This window comes from Terribacillus aidingensis (assembly GCF_900215625.1).
In the GTDB taxonomy this organism is placed as follows: domain Bacteria; phylum Bacillota; class Bacilli; order Bacillales; family Amphibacillaceae; genus Terribacillus; species Terribacillus aidingensis.
In genome coordinates this window covers 96,688-109,768 of the sequence record NZ_OBEK01000005.1, presented here as the reverse complement: position 1 = coordinate 109,768, position 13,081 = coordinate 96,688, and the positions used below count along the sequence as shown (strand labels likewise).

Annotated in this window: 18 protein-coding genes; 14 read left to right on the top strand and 4 right to left on the bottom strand. The window is 42.1% G+C overall.

Annotated elements, in window-relative coordinates; all coding sequences use genetic code 11:
* Positions 1 to 119 precede the first annotated feature (119 nt).
* The 7 genes from CRO17_RS14985 to CRO17_RS14955 all read left to right on the top strand — a co-directional run bounded on the left by CRO17_RS14985 (position 120) and on the right by CRO17_RS14955 (position 5,619).
* A complete protein-coding gene (locus CRO17_RS14985; RefSeq protein ID WP_097043289.1) occupies positions 120 to 1,229 on the top strand; it encodes a glycerol dehydrogenase in 1,110 nt (369 codons plus the stop codon).
* Positions 1,230 to 1,350: 121 nt separating this feature from the next.
* Positions 1,351 to 2,136, top strand: coding sequence for a hypothetical protein (locus CRO17_RS14980; protein WP_097043288.1), 786 nt, complete (start codon positions 1,351 to 1,353; stop codon positions 2,134 to 2,136).
* 3 nt (positions 2,137 to 2,139) lie between these two features.
* Positions 2,140 to 2,517 (top strand): GntR family transcriptional regulator, encoded by a 378-nt coding sequence (locus CRO17_RS14975; protein ID WP_097043287.1) that lies wholly within the window; start codon positions 2,140 to 2,142, stop codon positions 2,515 to 2,517.
* Complete coding sequence (locus CRO17_RS14970) at positions 2,510 to 3,199, top strand: ABC transporter ATP-binding protein (protein WP_097043286.1); 690 nt, start codon at positions 2,510 to 2,512, stop codon at positions 3,197 to 3,199. The genes CRO17_RS14975 and CRO17_RS14970 overlap by 8 nt, the downstream gene beginning before the upstream one ends.
* A 43-nt stretch (positions 3,200 to 3,242) precedes the next feature.
* Positions 3,243 to 4,163 carry an ABC transporter ATP-binding protein gene (locus CRO17_RS14965; protein ID WP_097043390.1) on the top strand — a complete coding sequence of 307 codons (921 nt, stop codon included), beginning with the start codon at positions 3,243 to 3,245 and terminating at the stop codon, positions 4,161 to 4,163.
* Positions 4,156 to 5,103: an ABC transporter permease gene (locus tag CRO17_RS14960; protein ID WP_097043285.1), complete on the top strand. Its 948-nt coding sequence runs from the start codon at positions 4,156 to 4,158 to the stop codon at positions 5,101 to 5,103. Before CRO17_RS14965 ends, CRO17_RS14960 begins: the two co-directional genes overlap by 8 nt.
* A gap of 99 nt (positions 5,104 to 5,202) precedes the next feature.
* Entirely contained in the window at positions 5,203 to 5,619 is a 417-nt protein-coding gene (locus CRO17_RS14955) for an organic hydroperoxide resistance protein (protein WP_097043284.1), read from the top strand.
* 51 nt (positions 5,620 to 5,670) lie between these two features.
* On the opposite strand, the gene yidC is transcribed toward CRO17_RS14955, so the two are convergent.
* Together yidC and CRO17_RS14945 are read right to left on the bottom strand one after the other, a co-directional pair.
* Positions 5,671 to 6,453 (bottom strand): membrane protein insertase YidC, encoded by a 783-nt coding sequence (yidC, locus tag CRO17_RS14950; RefSeq protein WP_097043283.1) that lies wholly within the window; start codon positions 6,451 to 6,453, stop codon positions 5,671 to 5,673.
* Positions 6,402 to 6,782 carry a hypothetical protein gene (locus CRO17_RS14945; protein ID WP_097043282.1) on the bottom strand — a complete coding sequence of 127 codons (381 nt, stop codon included), beginning with the start codon at positions 6,780 to 6,782 and terminating at the stop codon, positions 6,402 to 6,404. Before CRO17_RS14945 ends, yidC begins: the two co-directional genes overlap by 52 nt.
* Before the next feature lie 166 nt (positions 6,783 to 6,948).
* On the opposite strand from CRO17_RS14945, the gene CRO17_RS14940 reads away from it, so the two are divergent.
* The 7 genes from CRO17_RS14940 to CRO17_RS14910 all read left to right on the top strand — a co-directional run bounded on the left by CRO17_RS14940 (position 6,949) and on the right by CRO17_RS14910 (position 12,283).
* Positions 6,949 to 7,455, top strand: a complete 507-nt coding sequence (locus tag CRO17_RS14940; protein ID WP_097043281.1) for a GNAT family N-acetyltransferase — start codon at positions 6,949 to 6,951, stop codon at positions 7,453 to 7,455.
* A 143-nt stretch (positions 7,456 to 7,598) separates the two neighbouring features.
* On the top strand, positions 7,599 to 8,966 hold the full coding sequence (locus tag CRO17_RS14935; protein WP_097043280.1) for a processed acidic surface protein: 1,368 nt from the start codon (positions 7,599 to 7,601) through the stop codon (positions 8,964 to 8,966).
* 123 nt (positions 8,967 to 9,089) lie between these two features.
* Positions 9,090 to 10,016, top strand: coding sequence for an ABC transporter ATP-binding protein (locus CRO17_RS14930; protein ID WP_097043279.1), 927 nt, complete (start codon positions 9,090 to 9,092; stop codon positions 10,014 to 10,016).
* Positions 10,009 to 10,935, top strand: a complete 927-nt coding sequence (locus CRO17_RS14925) for an ABC transporter permease (RefSeq protein ID WP_245864811.1) — start codon at positions 10,009 to 10,011, stop codon at positions 10,933 to 10,935. The genes CRO17_RS14930 and CRO17_RS14925 overlap by 8 nt, the downstream gene beginning before the upstream one ends.
* Before the next feature lie 24 nt (positions 10,936 to 10,959).
* Positions 10,960 to 11,385: a DUF4064 domain-containing protein gene (locus tag CRO17_RS14920; RefSeq protein WP_097043277.1), complete on the top strand. Its 426-nt coding sequence runs from the start codon at positions 10,960 to 10,962 to the stop codon at positions 11,383 to 11,385.
* Between the two features lie 27 nt (positions 11,386 to 11,412).
* The gene (locus CRO17_RS14915) at positions 11,413 to 11,823 is read left to right on the top strand and encodes a DUF4064 domain-containing protein (RefSeq protein ID WP_097043276.1); all 411 of its coding nucleotides are present in this window, start codon (positions 11,413 to 11,415) and stop codon (positions 11,821 to 11,823) included.
* 22 nt (positions 11,824 to 11,845) lie between these two features.
* Positions 11,846 to 12,283, top strand: a complete 438-nt coding sequence (locus CRO17_RS14910; protein ID WP_097043275.1) for a DUF4064 domain-containing protein — start codon at positions 11,846 to 11,848, stop codon at positions 12,281 to 12,283.
* A 36-nt stretch (positions 12,284 to 12,319) separates the two neighbouring features.
* Here CRO17_RS14910 and CRO17_RS14905 read toward each other — a convergent pair whose 3' ends face one another.
* Both CRO17_RS14905 and CRO17_RS14900 read right to left on the bottom strand, forming a co-directional pair.
* Positions 12,320 to 12,664 carry a fluoride efflux transporter FluC gene (locus tag CRO17_RS14905; RefSeq protein WP_097043274.1) on the bottom strand — a complete coding sequence of 115 codons (345 nt, stop codon included), beginning with the start codon at positions 12,662 to 12,664 and terminating at the stop codon, positions 12,320 to 12,322.
* Entirely contained in the window at positions 12,661 to 13,053 is a 393-nt protein-coding gene (locus CRO17_RS14900) for a fluoride efflux transporter FluC (protein ID WP_097043273.1), read from the bottom strand. Before CRO17_RS14900 ends, CRO17_RS14905 begins: the two co-directional genes overlap by 4 nt.
* Positions 13,054 to 13,081 lie beyond the last annotated feature (28 nt).

Sequence of the window (13,081 nt, the reverse complement as noted above, 5' to 3'; positions counted from 1 at the left end):
AGCTCCATTTGAAATATATGCGGGAAGTATTGCATATTTGCATTGATTTTCATGTTAGTTAGATATGGAAACGGGGTAATAGACTAGGTAAGCAAATTTAAGTGATGGAGGGGTCAACGATGGAAAAAGTATTTACCAGTCCGAGTCGATATGTACAAGGTAAAGATGTATTGCTAAAAGCAGGCGAGTACGTGAAGAAAATTGGTGATAACGCGCTTGTGCTAGCTGATGACTTTGTTTGGGATTTAGCCGGTAATACGGTTCTTGATAATCTGGAGAACGCAGGTGTGAAATCTACAAAAGTCGTATTCGGCGGTGAAGCATCTACAGAGGAGATTCAGCGCATTGCAGGCGAAGGAAAAGACAGCAATGTTGTAATCGGTATTGGCGGCGGTAAAACGCTGGATACTGCTAAAGCAGTTGCCGATGAACTGCAGGTTGGCGTTGTTATCATGCCGACGACAGCATCCACAGATGCGCCGACAAGCGGCTTGAGTGTTATCTACTCTGCTGAAGGGACATTTGAAAGCTACAAATTCTACGACAAAAACCCAGACCTGGTATTAGTAGATACGAAAATCATTGCACAAGCCCCGCCTCGCTTCCTAGCTTCCGGTATTGCTGACGCAATGGCAACATGGGTGGAAGCACGTGCTTCTATCGAAGGCAGAGGAACTACTATGGCAGGCGGACAAGCTACACTAGCTGGTCAAGCAATTGCTCAAAAAGCAGAAGAAGTACTATTTGAGTATGGTCTGCTTGCATACGAATCTAACAAACGAAAAATTGTAACACCTGCTTTAGATGCAGTAATTGAAGCAAACACACTGCTCAGCGGTCTTGGCTTTGAAAGTGGCGGACTTGCAGGAGCGCATGCAATCCATAATGGATTCACAGCACTGCATGGTGACATTCACAGCCTGACACATGGGGAGAAGGTAGCCTTTGGTACACTCGTACAGCTTGCATTAGAAGACCGTACATTAGATGAAATCAACACATACGTTGATTTCTATCTGGCACTCGGACTTCCAGTTACACTAGAAGACATCAAGCTAAAAGATGTTTCCGACGAAGATCTGCAGAAAGTAGCTGAACAAGCAGTACAAGAAGGCGAATCCATTCATAACATGCCTGGCGTCGTCACAGCTGATCAAGTGGTTGATGCCATTAAAGCTGCTGATGCTTATTCCAAGGCTTATAAAGAAACAATCGGATTTGAAGACTAAAATAAAGCAAAAGCTGGAACAAGTAAAATTGTTCCAGCTTTTTTTCTTTGCCTATTGACGTGTACTTCTGTACTAGTGTACTATCTAATTAATACAGCAGTACATCAGGAGGGTTTAGTTCATGCAAGCTTGGTCATCATTAGTGAAGAAAGAGTTTCGTGTCGGGGTACCCGTCTTTCTTTTAGCAGTTATTTTATATATTGTTGCATTGTTGATTGTTGGCATAACAGGTTATAGATTCGGCTATACCATGGATGCAATTGGTATTATGAGTCTTTTTTGGGGAGCAGGGCATTTTTTCTTTATTGCGGTTTACATGCTTTACAGTCTTGGTGTTGAGAGGAAAAGATTGCATCTTTGGCTTCACAACCCCATGCATGCAGGAGGATTACTTACTGCAAAGCTAGTGACAGCTACAGCATATTTAATCATTTCTTTGCTGCTAGTTAGTATTACAGCCTATATAGGTGGGCTGAACTTTATCGAAATGCCAGAGGGAACATGGTTTAAGTTAGGTATGTTAGCGTTCATTCATATTGTATTAGCTTCCATCGACTTTTCTGTCTACATTATCCTTGCTTATTGCATTTTTCTCTTTCTAGAAAGATATATGGCTTCCTTCCTGAGTGGTACGGTCGTTTTTATTGGCTCTTGGCTATTTATTTATCTCTTTTTCTGGTTATTTGGCCAGTCAGAAGTTTATATGGCGATAACGGAGTGGGGAAGTATCGACCTTGGTTATGTTGCACAGGCATTGAACTTTGACATAAATACAAGAGAATTCGCTGCAAGTTTGCAAGGAACAGAAACGCAAATCTACATTGGTTATTATGTTACAGAGCTTGTTACAGTTTCTATCATCTTTTTCATCGCATCATGGCTATTAGACAAAAAAGTAGAGGTGTAGAGAATGGCCGATACATTTCAATCATCCCAGCCAATTTATCTGCAGCTGGCAGATCGGCTGAACAGGCAGATTGTCAGCGGCGAATTGAAGCCTGGTGACAAGCTGCCTTCCGTTCGGGAAATGGCGGTTTCATCAAAAGTTAATCCGAATACGGTACAGCGAACGTACCGCGAACTGGAGGCGTCAGGTATCGTGGAATCACGCAGAGGACAAGGAACATTCGTAACAGAGAATGAAGACATCTTATTCTCCACTCGTGAGAAATTGAAAAATGATCAAATTGAAAACTTCATCCAAGTCATGCATGACATGGGATATGAGAATGAGGAGATCCAAGCAGGGCTGCGGTTGTATCTTGAAGGAGGCGGGCATAATGATTGAATTCAAACATGTGACAAAGCGATATATGTCGAAGACAGCATTACGAGATGCAAATCTGAAGCTCGATCAAGGCAAAATCATAGGACTTGTCGGGTTAAATGGAGCGGGAAAATCTACGGCGATGAAGTTAATTGCCGGACTGGTTACACCAACAAAAGGGTCAATCGAGATTGACGGTGAGAAAGTGACACGCCGAATCGCTTCGAAGGTCAGTTATTTATCAGAGCTGGATGAGTATTACGCCTTTTATACTGTCCAGCAGACGATTGATTTCTTTGCAACACAATTCAAAGATTTTAACAAACAGAAAGCAGAAGAAATTCGGGCGTATATGAATTTGGACACCAATACGAAGGTAAAACATCTTTCCAAAGGAAACCGCGGACGTTTAAAGATCATCTTAACTTTATCAAGAGAGGTGCCTGTCCTGCTGATGGATGAGCCGCTCTCAGGTCTGGACCCGCTAGTTCGTGATTCTATTGTAAAAGGGCTGATTACATTCGTGGATACGGAAAAGCAAACTGTCTTGCTGTCCACACATCAGATTATGGAAGTAGAGATGATACTCGATGAAGTTCTCGCTATAAAGGATGGAGAGATTGTAGATCATCGTAACGTTGAAGATCTTCGTTATGATGAGCAGCAGGGCATTTTGGAATGGATGAGTGCGATTTATGAGTAAAGAAGCCTTAGAGCTATTAAAAAAAGCAAAGGAGCGAAAAAGCATGCAAAAACAGCCAGCAGTTGAAATTAAGCAGGTTACCAAGGTCATCCGCGGCCGCAAGATTATTGATAACATCAATTTCTCTATTTATCCCGGGGAGGTGTTCGGCTTTCTTGGACCGAACGGAGCTGGTAAAACAACGACAATCAGAATGATTGTCGGGCTAATGGGAATTACAGATGGAGAGATACTTATTAAGGGCAATAGCATTAAGACATCTCATGGTGCCGCCATGAAACATATCGGGGCAATCGTTGAGAATCCGGAGATGTATAAGTATTTGTCTGGATATCTGAATCTTGTGCATTTTGCGAGAATGAGTGACAACGTTGATAAAAAACGAATTGATGAAGTAATTGAGCTAGTTGGTCTGAAAAATCGAATTCAAGACAAAGTGAAGACCTATTCTCTAGGAATGCGGCAGCGTCTTGGTATCGCGCAAGCATTGCTGCACAGTCCGGATGTTCTTATCCTCGATGAACCAACAAACGGACTTGACCCAGCAGGTATTCGCGAGATGCGTCATTATATCCGGAATTTAGCAGAAAAAGAAGGGCTTGCAGTTATTGTATCGAGCCACTTGTTAAGTGAAATGGAATTGATGTGTGACCGAATCGGTGTTCTTCAGCACGGTAAGATGCTTGGGGTGCAGCAAGTGCATGAATTGTCTAGTGAACAAACACAAATGGTCAGCTTCCAAGTTGAACCAGCAGAACAAGCAGCCATCATACTTCGTGATATGGGCAGTAAGAAACCGCAAATGAAAGATGACAAAGTCTTGATTGAACTGACACGTGACGAAATACCAGTCGCTGCAGCTAAGCTGACCAAGGAAGCCATTAATATCTACGGAATCCAAGCAGAAACAAAAACATTAGAAGATACATTCTTGGAATTGACTGGAGGGAAGGAAATTGTCTAAGTTTATTGGGTTGGTACGAAATGAACATATGAAAACATTCCGCCGTTTGTCGACGTGGATCTTGTTGGGCATTCTGCTTGGAATGTTCATCTTGATTGCCGGGATTACGAAATACTATGCAGAAGATGGGGGAAACTGGCGCCAAAGTAGTGAACAGCAGGTTGCTGAATTGCAGAAGCAAGCAGAGCAAACAGAAGACCCGGTGTATGCTGCTTCACTTCAAGAAGATATGGCGGTACTGCAGTATCAGCTGGACAATGATATCGCGCCCATTCAAACGGACTCTGTACTAGGGTTTATGTTGGATGCACTCCTAAACTGCGGACCATTCCTGATTATGTTTATTGCGATCATTGCTGGCGGGATGGTATCTAATGAATTTAGCACAGGAACTATTAAGCTGTTGCTGACAAAAACACCAAGCAGATTTAGTGTCTTAACTTCTAAGTATGTGAGTATGCTCTTTACAACATTCCTTTTCACGGTCGCATTTCTATTATTCTCCTTTATTGTTGGCGTCATCTTCTTTGGTTTTGACGGTCTAACTGCAAGTCGAGTTGTGCTCGATAATGGAGAAATCGTTAAAGAAAGCGGACTAGGCGCGTTATCCCGGGATATTGGATATGGATTTATTCAAGTAGCTTTCTATGGCACTATTGCATTTGCATTGTCTACGTTGTTCCGTAACTCAGCTCTTGCAATTGGGTTCTCTATATTTATTGCATTGTTCTTCCCGACAATCAGCTATCTGATTGCTCGTTATGACTGGTCCAAATACATTTTGTTTAATAATTTGGATTTGAGTGCTTACACTCCAGGTAATACACCAATAGTCGATGGAATGACACTAGGCTTCTCTGTCGTTGTCATGCTCGTGTATTTCATTATTATCACAGCTATCACGTGGTTGAGTTTTATCAAAAGAGATGTAACTGCGTAAGCACATCAGTTGCAAAATGTTTAAAATATCTGTAAAAAGGAAGTAGTAACACTGTATGCAGTTTTTTTAAACTAATAAACGAAATAGGAGTGAATTAACATGAGTGACGTATTATTTACATCTCACGCAAAAGCAACTGGTGGACGTGAAGGGCATGTTAAATCTGATGATGGTTTGATCGATCTTGATCTTGTCCAGCCGGGCAGCAAGAAAGATCAGCAAGGTTCTAATCCGGAACAGCTATTCGCAGCAGGCTATTCTGCATGCTTCGACGGCGCATTCAACCACGTTGCGCGTCAAGAGCGTAAGAGCGTTGAGACAGAAACCTCTGTTGATGTAAGCCTATTAAAAGATGGTGACGGTTTTAAAATTGCTGCTGCTATCACAGTAGACGTGAAAGGTGTTTCCCAGGAAGAAGCAGAAGATCTTTTAGAAAAAACGCATCAGTTCTGTCCTTATTCCAAAGCAACTCGCGGCAACATCGATGTAGATTTGAAAGTAAACGTTGTACAATAAGTAAAAGCAAAAAAACCACTTCTCCAGATTGGAGAGGTGGTTTTTTCTATGTCATTTTTTCTTTTGGAATAGTTTTTTGGCCAGCATTGTCTGACAAATGACGAATATACCGCCAACTGCCCAATACAAAGGCAGTACAGCTGGAGAGCTGAACGAAATAAACCCAATCATCAGTGGTGAAATGATACCGATCAGACGCGTTTGCTGCCGTCTGGCTGGATCAACACCAATCTGAGAAACGCGGTACTGAAGCCAATAAATAGCCATTGCAAGAATGGTAAGACTGATATCGGCTGTACCGAGATTGAACCATAGGAAATCATGTGTTGCAATCTCTGGCGTACTGCGAATTGCAGAATAAAAACCGAATAAAAACGGCATTTGAATCAGCAGGGGCAGACAGCCCATGGCAGAGAATGGATTCATGCCGTGCTTGCGATACAATAGCATCATTTCCTGCTGCTGTTTCTGACGCGATTCGGCGTCTGTCTTATTTTTATATTTTGCCTGCAATTCATCCAATTCAGGTTTGAATTGCTTCATTTTTTCCTGTGTTTCATAACTTTTCTTCTGCTGCATCAGCATGAAGGGCATCAGGATAAGGCGAACAGCTAATGTAATTAAGATGATGCTGATTCCATAATCATCATGGATATAGCTGGCAATTAATTTAATCAAGTAAGAAAAGGGATCTACAAAATAATGATTGAACCAGCCGCCATCAGTTGGCGTCCCGTTTTCTCCTTGGCATCCCGCCAGTAAGATAATGAAGGTGAGGGAGCTTAAGATAATACCGTACTTTTTATAGAAAGTGGATACAGATGTGCGTTGCAAATTTGGTTTCCTCCTTGTTGTATCGAATGATTTTTCTTTACATACAACAAGGACTCCGCTTCACTATCATCATCTGGACCATCTTTTCGCATCGTTATGCGAATCAGCCAATGGATAATTGGCCTGCTGTGGGCAATATGCTCCGGCATACGATAGGGCCGGTTATCTATTGGACAAACATATTGCCAATGCATTGACTCAGAAGAACGGAAATGGCTGGCCACACTAGTTGTCGTCTTGTGTGCCAGGATAACAGTCATTGTCAGACCAATATAGAAAACCAATGAAGTAAAATCTTCAGCGAATACGTTCCAAAAAGCGTACAACATCTGTATACACCTCCTTTCATTCATTCCTTCTATTTTCTTACATACGCAGAAACTTGTCAAAGTGGCGCAGGGATTATTCCTTCTCGTGGAGAAAGGGCTTATATGAAGCGTTTTCTCTGCTGGAGGCAGTTTATTTTAATTAGTTTTATGACGGAGGGGGACGAACATGATAAACTGGTTAACGAGACTACAAGCTGCAGAGGTGAAGCCTATGTTTAAGATACGCGAAGCTAAGTTATCAGATTATGAGCAAATCGCAATTCTTTACAAGGAATTATATAACACACATTATGAGCATCAGCCGGAGTATTTCGCCAAGAAGGCAGAACCGCTGGATCAGCATGTGTTCGAGAGTAATATATACTTAGATAACAAGAAAGTATTTCTCGTAGAAAAAGCGAGAGAAGTTATGGCTTTTGCTACTATACGGATTACGAGCGAAACAGTTTCACATAAGGCCCATATTTTTATCGAGGAATTTTGTGTTCGCTCCGATATGCGCGGTAAAGGAATCGGCGGGCATTTATTTGAAAAAATCAAACGTCACGGTAAAAAGATAGGCGCTGCCGAGATTGAATTGAACGTATGGAATTTCAATAACCGAGCAGAAGATTTCTATGTGAAAATGGGGATGCAAGTCCGGTCAAAACGCATGGGTATATCCTTGAAATAATTGTCGAAAAACCCCTTTCCGAAGGGGTTTTTCAATATTTAGAGGAATACTTCGGATTTTGCAAAAATAAATGTAGCCAAGCTGCCGTCTCGAGATTATAATTATCTGGAATTACATAAATATATTTCCAGGAGGAAACGTACGTGACAAAGAAGCTATTGGTTGGAATAATCATGGTTTTGCTTTGCTTGCAAGCAGTGGCACCGCAGACAGCGTTTGCTGCCATTAACAAAAAAGAGCTTGAAGCCTATGCGGCTGAGCTTGGAACAGATGCAGAAAGTTTGAACCGGTACTTAATTGATTTTGAGTGGGGCGGCATGGAAGAATATGGAGCTAGTTCAGTGAACGAACTGCGGGAATGGTTAGGAGAGCCTGTCACAGAAGAAAACCTTCAGAGTTTCTTGGATGAATCAGGTTATACAAAGGAAGATATAATGAAAGCGCTGACAGAAAAGGGTTTGGCCGATAAAGGATACACTGCGGCTGATATTCTGCTTTACTCTGACTTGAACTGGTTATTGGGAGACCCTGCAACCTCTGAAAATCTTCAAGAGTTAGCAGAAGAACTCGGATTAACGGAGAAGGAACTTGCGGATCTGTTTGCAGCTAACGGGCTGGACTTGTACAGCTATATGAGCATGGATAACTTATATGAACTGATTTACAACGAAGTCAATGACTTGTCTCTGCACTTCCTTCTGCAGGAAACCGAACTGACACAGGAAGAATTCAATCAGCTATTAGCTGAAAATAAAAAAACGCTAGATGACTTCCAAAGCTATGAAGAACTTGCTGAATTTGTATACGAAGCAACAGGTTACGGCGAAATCTCAATGGATGATTATTGGGAAATGGCTGGTCCGTTTCTTGATTTAATCGGCATAAGTAAAGAGGAGTTCTTCCGAGCATTTACGTATATGGAAGAAGTAGTGTTGCATGATCCGGAAGCCTTTATTACAGGTTTGGAGGATATTGCTGCACGTGCAGAAGCTCTCGGAAACTTCGAGACTTCCACAGAATTGACGGAAGCTCAAGGACAAGAGCTCATTGCAATATGGGATGACCTGATGGGTATCTTCCAAATGAAAGCGGCTTTCTACTTGGTGGATGGCGATACAAAAACGCCAGTAACCATGGAAGAATTAATGAAAGTGACAGATTTAGAGAATCGAGTCCTGCTAGTAGATTTGTTTGATGCGCAAGGAAATCATTTGCTTAATTTCACTATTACAGGCGAGCTATTTGGTTCTGAATTGGTAGCAAAGGCACCAGTATTGGAAGCTCCAGAGTCTGAAGCGCCAGCAGAGCCTGCGTACAAACACGAAGCTCCTGTCAAAGAAAAGGCAGTGACAGCGCCAGTGAAAATAGCTGCTGAAACGGTAAAACAAGAAGGTAAGCGTCTGCCAGATACCGCTTCTCCAATTGGTAATCTTCTTGCTGCGGGCACTGCATTGCTGGCAGCAGGAGCAGCTCTTTATGTATGGAATCGACGTAAAAAACATAGTAATTAATACGTACAGCGCCATGAATCATATGATTCATGGTGTTTTTTTATAAAAAAGTGAAACAATCGGCCAACGTGCTCCGTACATATTATGGAAAGGTGACAAAATTGTTACAGGAAGGGTGAAAAAATGGCAGAACCGGCCATGCAGCTGATTGGCTTGAAAAAGCAAATTGGTTCGAAATTAATTGTAAAAGGTTTGGACTTTGATATTCGGCCAGGTGAAGTGTTTGGTTTTCTAGGACCGAACGGAGCAGGTAAGACAACGACAATCCGTATGATGGTAGGTTTGATTCGTATCTCAGAGGGAGATGTACGAATTCAAGGAAAAAGCATCAAATCAGATTTTAAAGGTGCTATCGGGCATGTGGGGGCAATTGTAGAGAATCCAGAATTGTACGGATTTATGTCTGGTTACAAGAATTTGCTTGTCTTTTCCCGTATGATTCCTGGCATAACGAGAGATCGAATTGATGAAGTCGTGAAGCTCGTTGGTTTGGAAAAAACCATCAACCAGAAAGTAAAGCGGTATTCGTTAGGAATGCGGCAGCGTCTCGGTATTGCACAGGCATTATTACATAGACCTTCCATTTTAATACTGGATGAGCCGACGAATGGATTGGATCCATCCGGCATCCGTGAAATTCGCCATTATATTCGCAAGTTAGCTGAAGAAGAGAATGTGGCAGTAATTGTTTCCAGCCACTTGCTCTCAGAAATGGAACTAATGTGTGACCGTATTGGCATATTAAAGAACGGTGAACTTATCTCTATTCAAGAAGTCCATAGTACGGACGGAGACGTGCCAGAAGAAATGGTGAAGATTGATTGTGCAGCTGCACAGATTGAAACGGCCAAACAGCTGCTTCAAGAGCAGTTTGGTATTGCAGCGGTTGACAATAACGATCAGCTGTTATTCCCGATCTCTCGTGATCAGATGCCGCCGATTATTAAGGCGTTAGCTGTCGCGGATATTGAGATGTATGGCGTTGCAGTGGAGCGGAAGACATTAGAAGATAAATTCTTACACGTGATTGGAGAGAATGTCATTGAGTAGTAACTTTTTCCAACTGGTGCGGAATGAGCAGACAAAACTTTACAGTCAGGTAGCAACCTGGATTATGCTTGGCATACTTGTAGTTGTCGTATTGGGGTTTGCACTCATTGTGCGGACAGCAGATGGATTTGTCACAAATTACGATGATGCAACTTGGAAGCAGGATCTGCAGCAGGAAAATCAGGACTTGGCAGAATATGATGCTACAGGCACACAGATTTTAATTAACAACTACCGAATAGAAAATGATTTGAAACCCGAAGGAACAACAGCTTGGGATTTCCTTTATCAGAGTAATTTTATGACTAGTGTGCTCAGCTTGCTGACGATTATCGTTGCAGGCGGTATAATTGCTAATGAATTTCGTTGGGGTACTATTAAACTATTATTAATACGTCCTGCATCAAGGACAAAGATTTTCTTTGCAAAATATACAAGTGTGCTCCTGTTTGCTTTAACTGCGCTGATTGTATTATTCATCTTTTCTTGGTTATTCGGCATGCTGTTCTTCGGTCTCGGTGGAGACGGAGTCATGCTCCAAGTGAAGGACGGAGAAGTTGTCGAAACATCTGTCTGGGTTCGAATTGCACAAGACTACGGATTGCAGCTAGTGAAGCTGGTTGTATGGGCAACATTCGCCTTTATGATTTCTGCCGCTTTGCGCAATGGGGCATTAGCCATTGGAACAGCAATTTTCCTAATGTTTGTCGGAAGCTCCGTTGTTCCGTTTATTTCCGATAAAGCTTTCGGAAAATATGTTTTATTCTCGAATCTTGACTTAACTCAATTTACAACCGGGTATAAGCTTATTGAGGATCTGACCCTTACATTCTCGGTAGTGACAATTATTGTGTATTATCTGATCTTCCTTGTAATAGGCTGGATATTGTTCACGAAACGCGATGTAGCGGGCCATTAATTTAATTTTGAAAGGGGAATTTTTATGGTAAAAAGAACAGCGGAAAAAGTGTTAGTTATTATCGGAGCAGTTTTATTCTTAATCGTTGGTGGTTGGACAGCGTTAGGGTTAGGTTCTTCAGAAGAGACCACGACAAATCAGCTTACAAACCAAGGTGATATAACACAAGATCAAGCGGAAGCGTTGTCAGGTCTTATGAGTGGGGTATCTATATGGATGATCATTGTATTCGTTATTTGTGCAATCCTTGGTTTTGTTTCTCTGACGATGCTGAAAAATAATAAACCGGCAAAGGGTGCAGGTATTCTGCTTATCATAACAGCAGTACTTGGAACTGTTTTATCTATCTTTACAGGTTTTATCAGCGGTGTACTTTATTTGATTGCTGGCATCATGGCGATTGTGCGTAAGCCAGTTGAGCAATATAATGATAGAGGAGAAACATATTAAGAAGTAATTGCAGAAAGGAGGAGGAACATGCTAAGACGTACAGCGGAGAAGGTACTTGCCACCATTGGTGCGGTAGTCTTCCTTTATACTGCAATCTCGACTTGGATTCGTGTAGCTGCATACGACCCGGAAGCAGCCCGCCAGGAAATTCTGGATAGTGGAATAGATCAGCCAGTTGATTCTGGAACAATTGCAGATATGGCAAATGTTTTTGGTATCCTTGTTATTGCCGTAGCCTTAATTTGTGCGATTCTCGGTATTGTTGCAGCGGTTAAGTTAAAAGCTGATAGCAAGCAAACAGGCTTAGGGATTATGTTAATCATCGTATCTCTAGTAGGATCTATTGCAACATTACTAGCAGGATTCATCGGGGGAATGTTGTATCTTATTGCTGGAGTTCTGGTATTGGCTAGAAGACCAGCACAACCTATCGAATAGATGAAAATGGAGGAGAATTTGCATGATTAAACGTACCGCAGAAAAGGTTCTTGGAATTATAGGTGTTGTTCTTAATGCATTAGGTGCTATCTTAACTGGTATCTTTATTGGCGTAGCCGGAGATGAAATATCGCAGGAATTATACAATGACCCTACAATTACAACGGAAGATGCAGATATTATGAGCAGTTTCTTTGGCGGGTTAGGGTGGTATTTCGTTGTTGTTAGTGCAATTTCAGCTATTCTAGGTATCGTTGGTATTGTTTTGTTACGCCGTAACAGCAAATCAACAGCTGCTGGTGTAGTATTTATTGTGACAGCGGTGCTGTCAGCAATATTAACTTTGTTTGGATCGTTTGTAACGTCCATTCTTTACCTAGTTGCAGGTATCATGGCAATCGTCCGAAAACCGATAAATCAGCACAACACGCAAGACAGCAACACAATAGACAGTTACTAAACACAAAAGGGACACTGCCAAGTGCAGTGTCCCTTTTTACATGGATAAGCCAATTATTGCTAGTGCTATACCGAGTGCATAACTGCTTAGTACATAACTGATAGCTGCAGCAATCTTTCTTTTACTCCCTAACTGTACAAGCTCCAGATGAAAAGTGGAGAAAGTTGTAAAGGATCCCAGGAAGCAGACGGCAAAAAAGTTTTGCCATTCTGCACCCCAACTTAACTGGTACACAAGCCCAAGCAAAAAGGAACCAGCTGTATTCGTCAGCAGGGTTGGGAGCGGGAAGTCCTTCTTCCAGATACGTTGTCCTTGCCTGCTTAGCTCGTAGCGCGCAATAGCACCCAGCCACCCTCCAAGGAGCACAAAGATAATATTCATGCTGACCGCCTCCCTTTTGATGGATTCGGTGCTAGCCGCAAGCCAAGCACAAGCGCTGCTAACCCGGCTGCGGAACTGATTATCAAATAAGTTAGTGCGACACTTCCCATATTTCCCTGTATAAGCAAAGCTGCTTCCAGACTGACTGTCGAGAAAGTCGTGAAAGCACCGACCATGCCAGTAGTCAGCGCCTTTGCCAGCGCTTGTTTTTGAGCAAAGTAACGCTGCTTGACGAAGTTAGTCAAATATCCCATAAGCAAGCAGCCGATGGTATTAATGATAAGTGTACTGATGGGGAAATTTCCTGTTTGCGGAATAACTATTCCGGCAAGGTAGCGAAGCAATGCCCCAATGCTGCCGCCACATCCGATTGCAAGATACATCTTCATGAACAAACCTTCTCTTTCCGCATATATT

Excerpts from the sequence above, each read along its gene's own strand:
- CRO17_RS14985 (WP_097043289.1), top strand. The coding sequence starts at position 120 with ATGGAAAAAGTATTTACCAGTCCGAGTCGATATGTACAAGGTAAAGAT.
- CRO17_RS14980 (WP_097043288.1), top strand. The coding sequence starts at position 1,351 with ATGCAAGCTTGGTCATCATTAGTGAAGAAAGAGTTTCGTGTCGGGGTA.
- CRO17_RS14975 (WP_097043287.1), top strand. The coding sequence starts at position 2,140 with ATGGCCGATACATTTCAATCATCCCAGCCAATTTATCTGCAGCTGGCA.
- CRO17_RS14970 (WP_097043286.1), top strand. The coding sequence starts at position 2,510 with ATGATTGAATTCAAACATGTGACAAAGCGATATATGTCGAAGACAGCA.
- CRO17_RS14965 (WP_097043390.1), top strand. The coding sequence starts at position 3,243 with ATGCAAAAACAGCCAGCAGTTGAAATTAAGCAGGTTACCAAGGTCATC.
- CRO17_RS14955 (WP_097043284.1), top strand. The coding sequence starts at position 5,203 with ATGAGTGACGTATTATTTACATCTCACGCAAAAGCAACTGGTGGACGT.
- CRO17_RS14945 (WP_097043282.1), bottom strand. The coding sequence starts at position 6,782 with ATGTTGTACGCTTTTTGGAACGTATTCGCTGAAGATTTTACTTCATTG.
- CRO17_RS14940 (WP_097043281.1), top strand. The coding sequence starts at position 6,949 with ATGATAAACTGGTTAACGAGACTACAAGCTGCAGAGGTGAAGCCTATG.
- CRO17_RS14930 (WP_097043279.1), top strand. The coding sequence starts at position 9,090 with ATGGCAGAACCGGCCATGCAGCTGATTGGCTTGAAAAAGCAAATTGGT.
- CRO17_RS14920 (WP_097043277.1), top strand. The coding sequence starts at position 10,960 with ATGGTAAAAAGAACAGCGGAAAAAGTGTTAGTTATTATCGGAGCAGTT.
- CRO17_RS14915 (WP_097043276.1), top strand. The coding sequence starts at position 11,413 with ATGCTAAGACGTACAGCGGAGAAGGTACTTGCCACCATTGGTGCGGTA.
- CRO17_RS14910 (WP_097043275.1), top strand. The coding sequence starts at position 11,846 with ATGATTAAACGTACCGCAGAAAAGGTTCTTGGAATTATAGGTGTTGTT.
- CRO17_RS14905 (WP_097043274.1), bottom strand. The coding sequence starts at position 12,664 with ATGAATATTATCTTTGTGCTCCTTGGAGGGTGGCTGGGTGCTATTGCG.
- CRO17_RS14900 (WP_097043273.1), bottom strand. The coding sequence starts at position 13,053 with ATGAAGATGTATCTTGCAATCGGATGTGGCGGCAGCATTGGGGCATTG.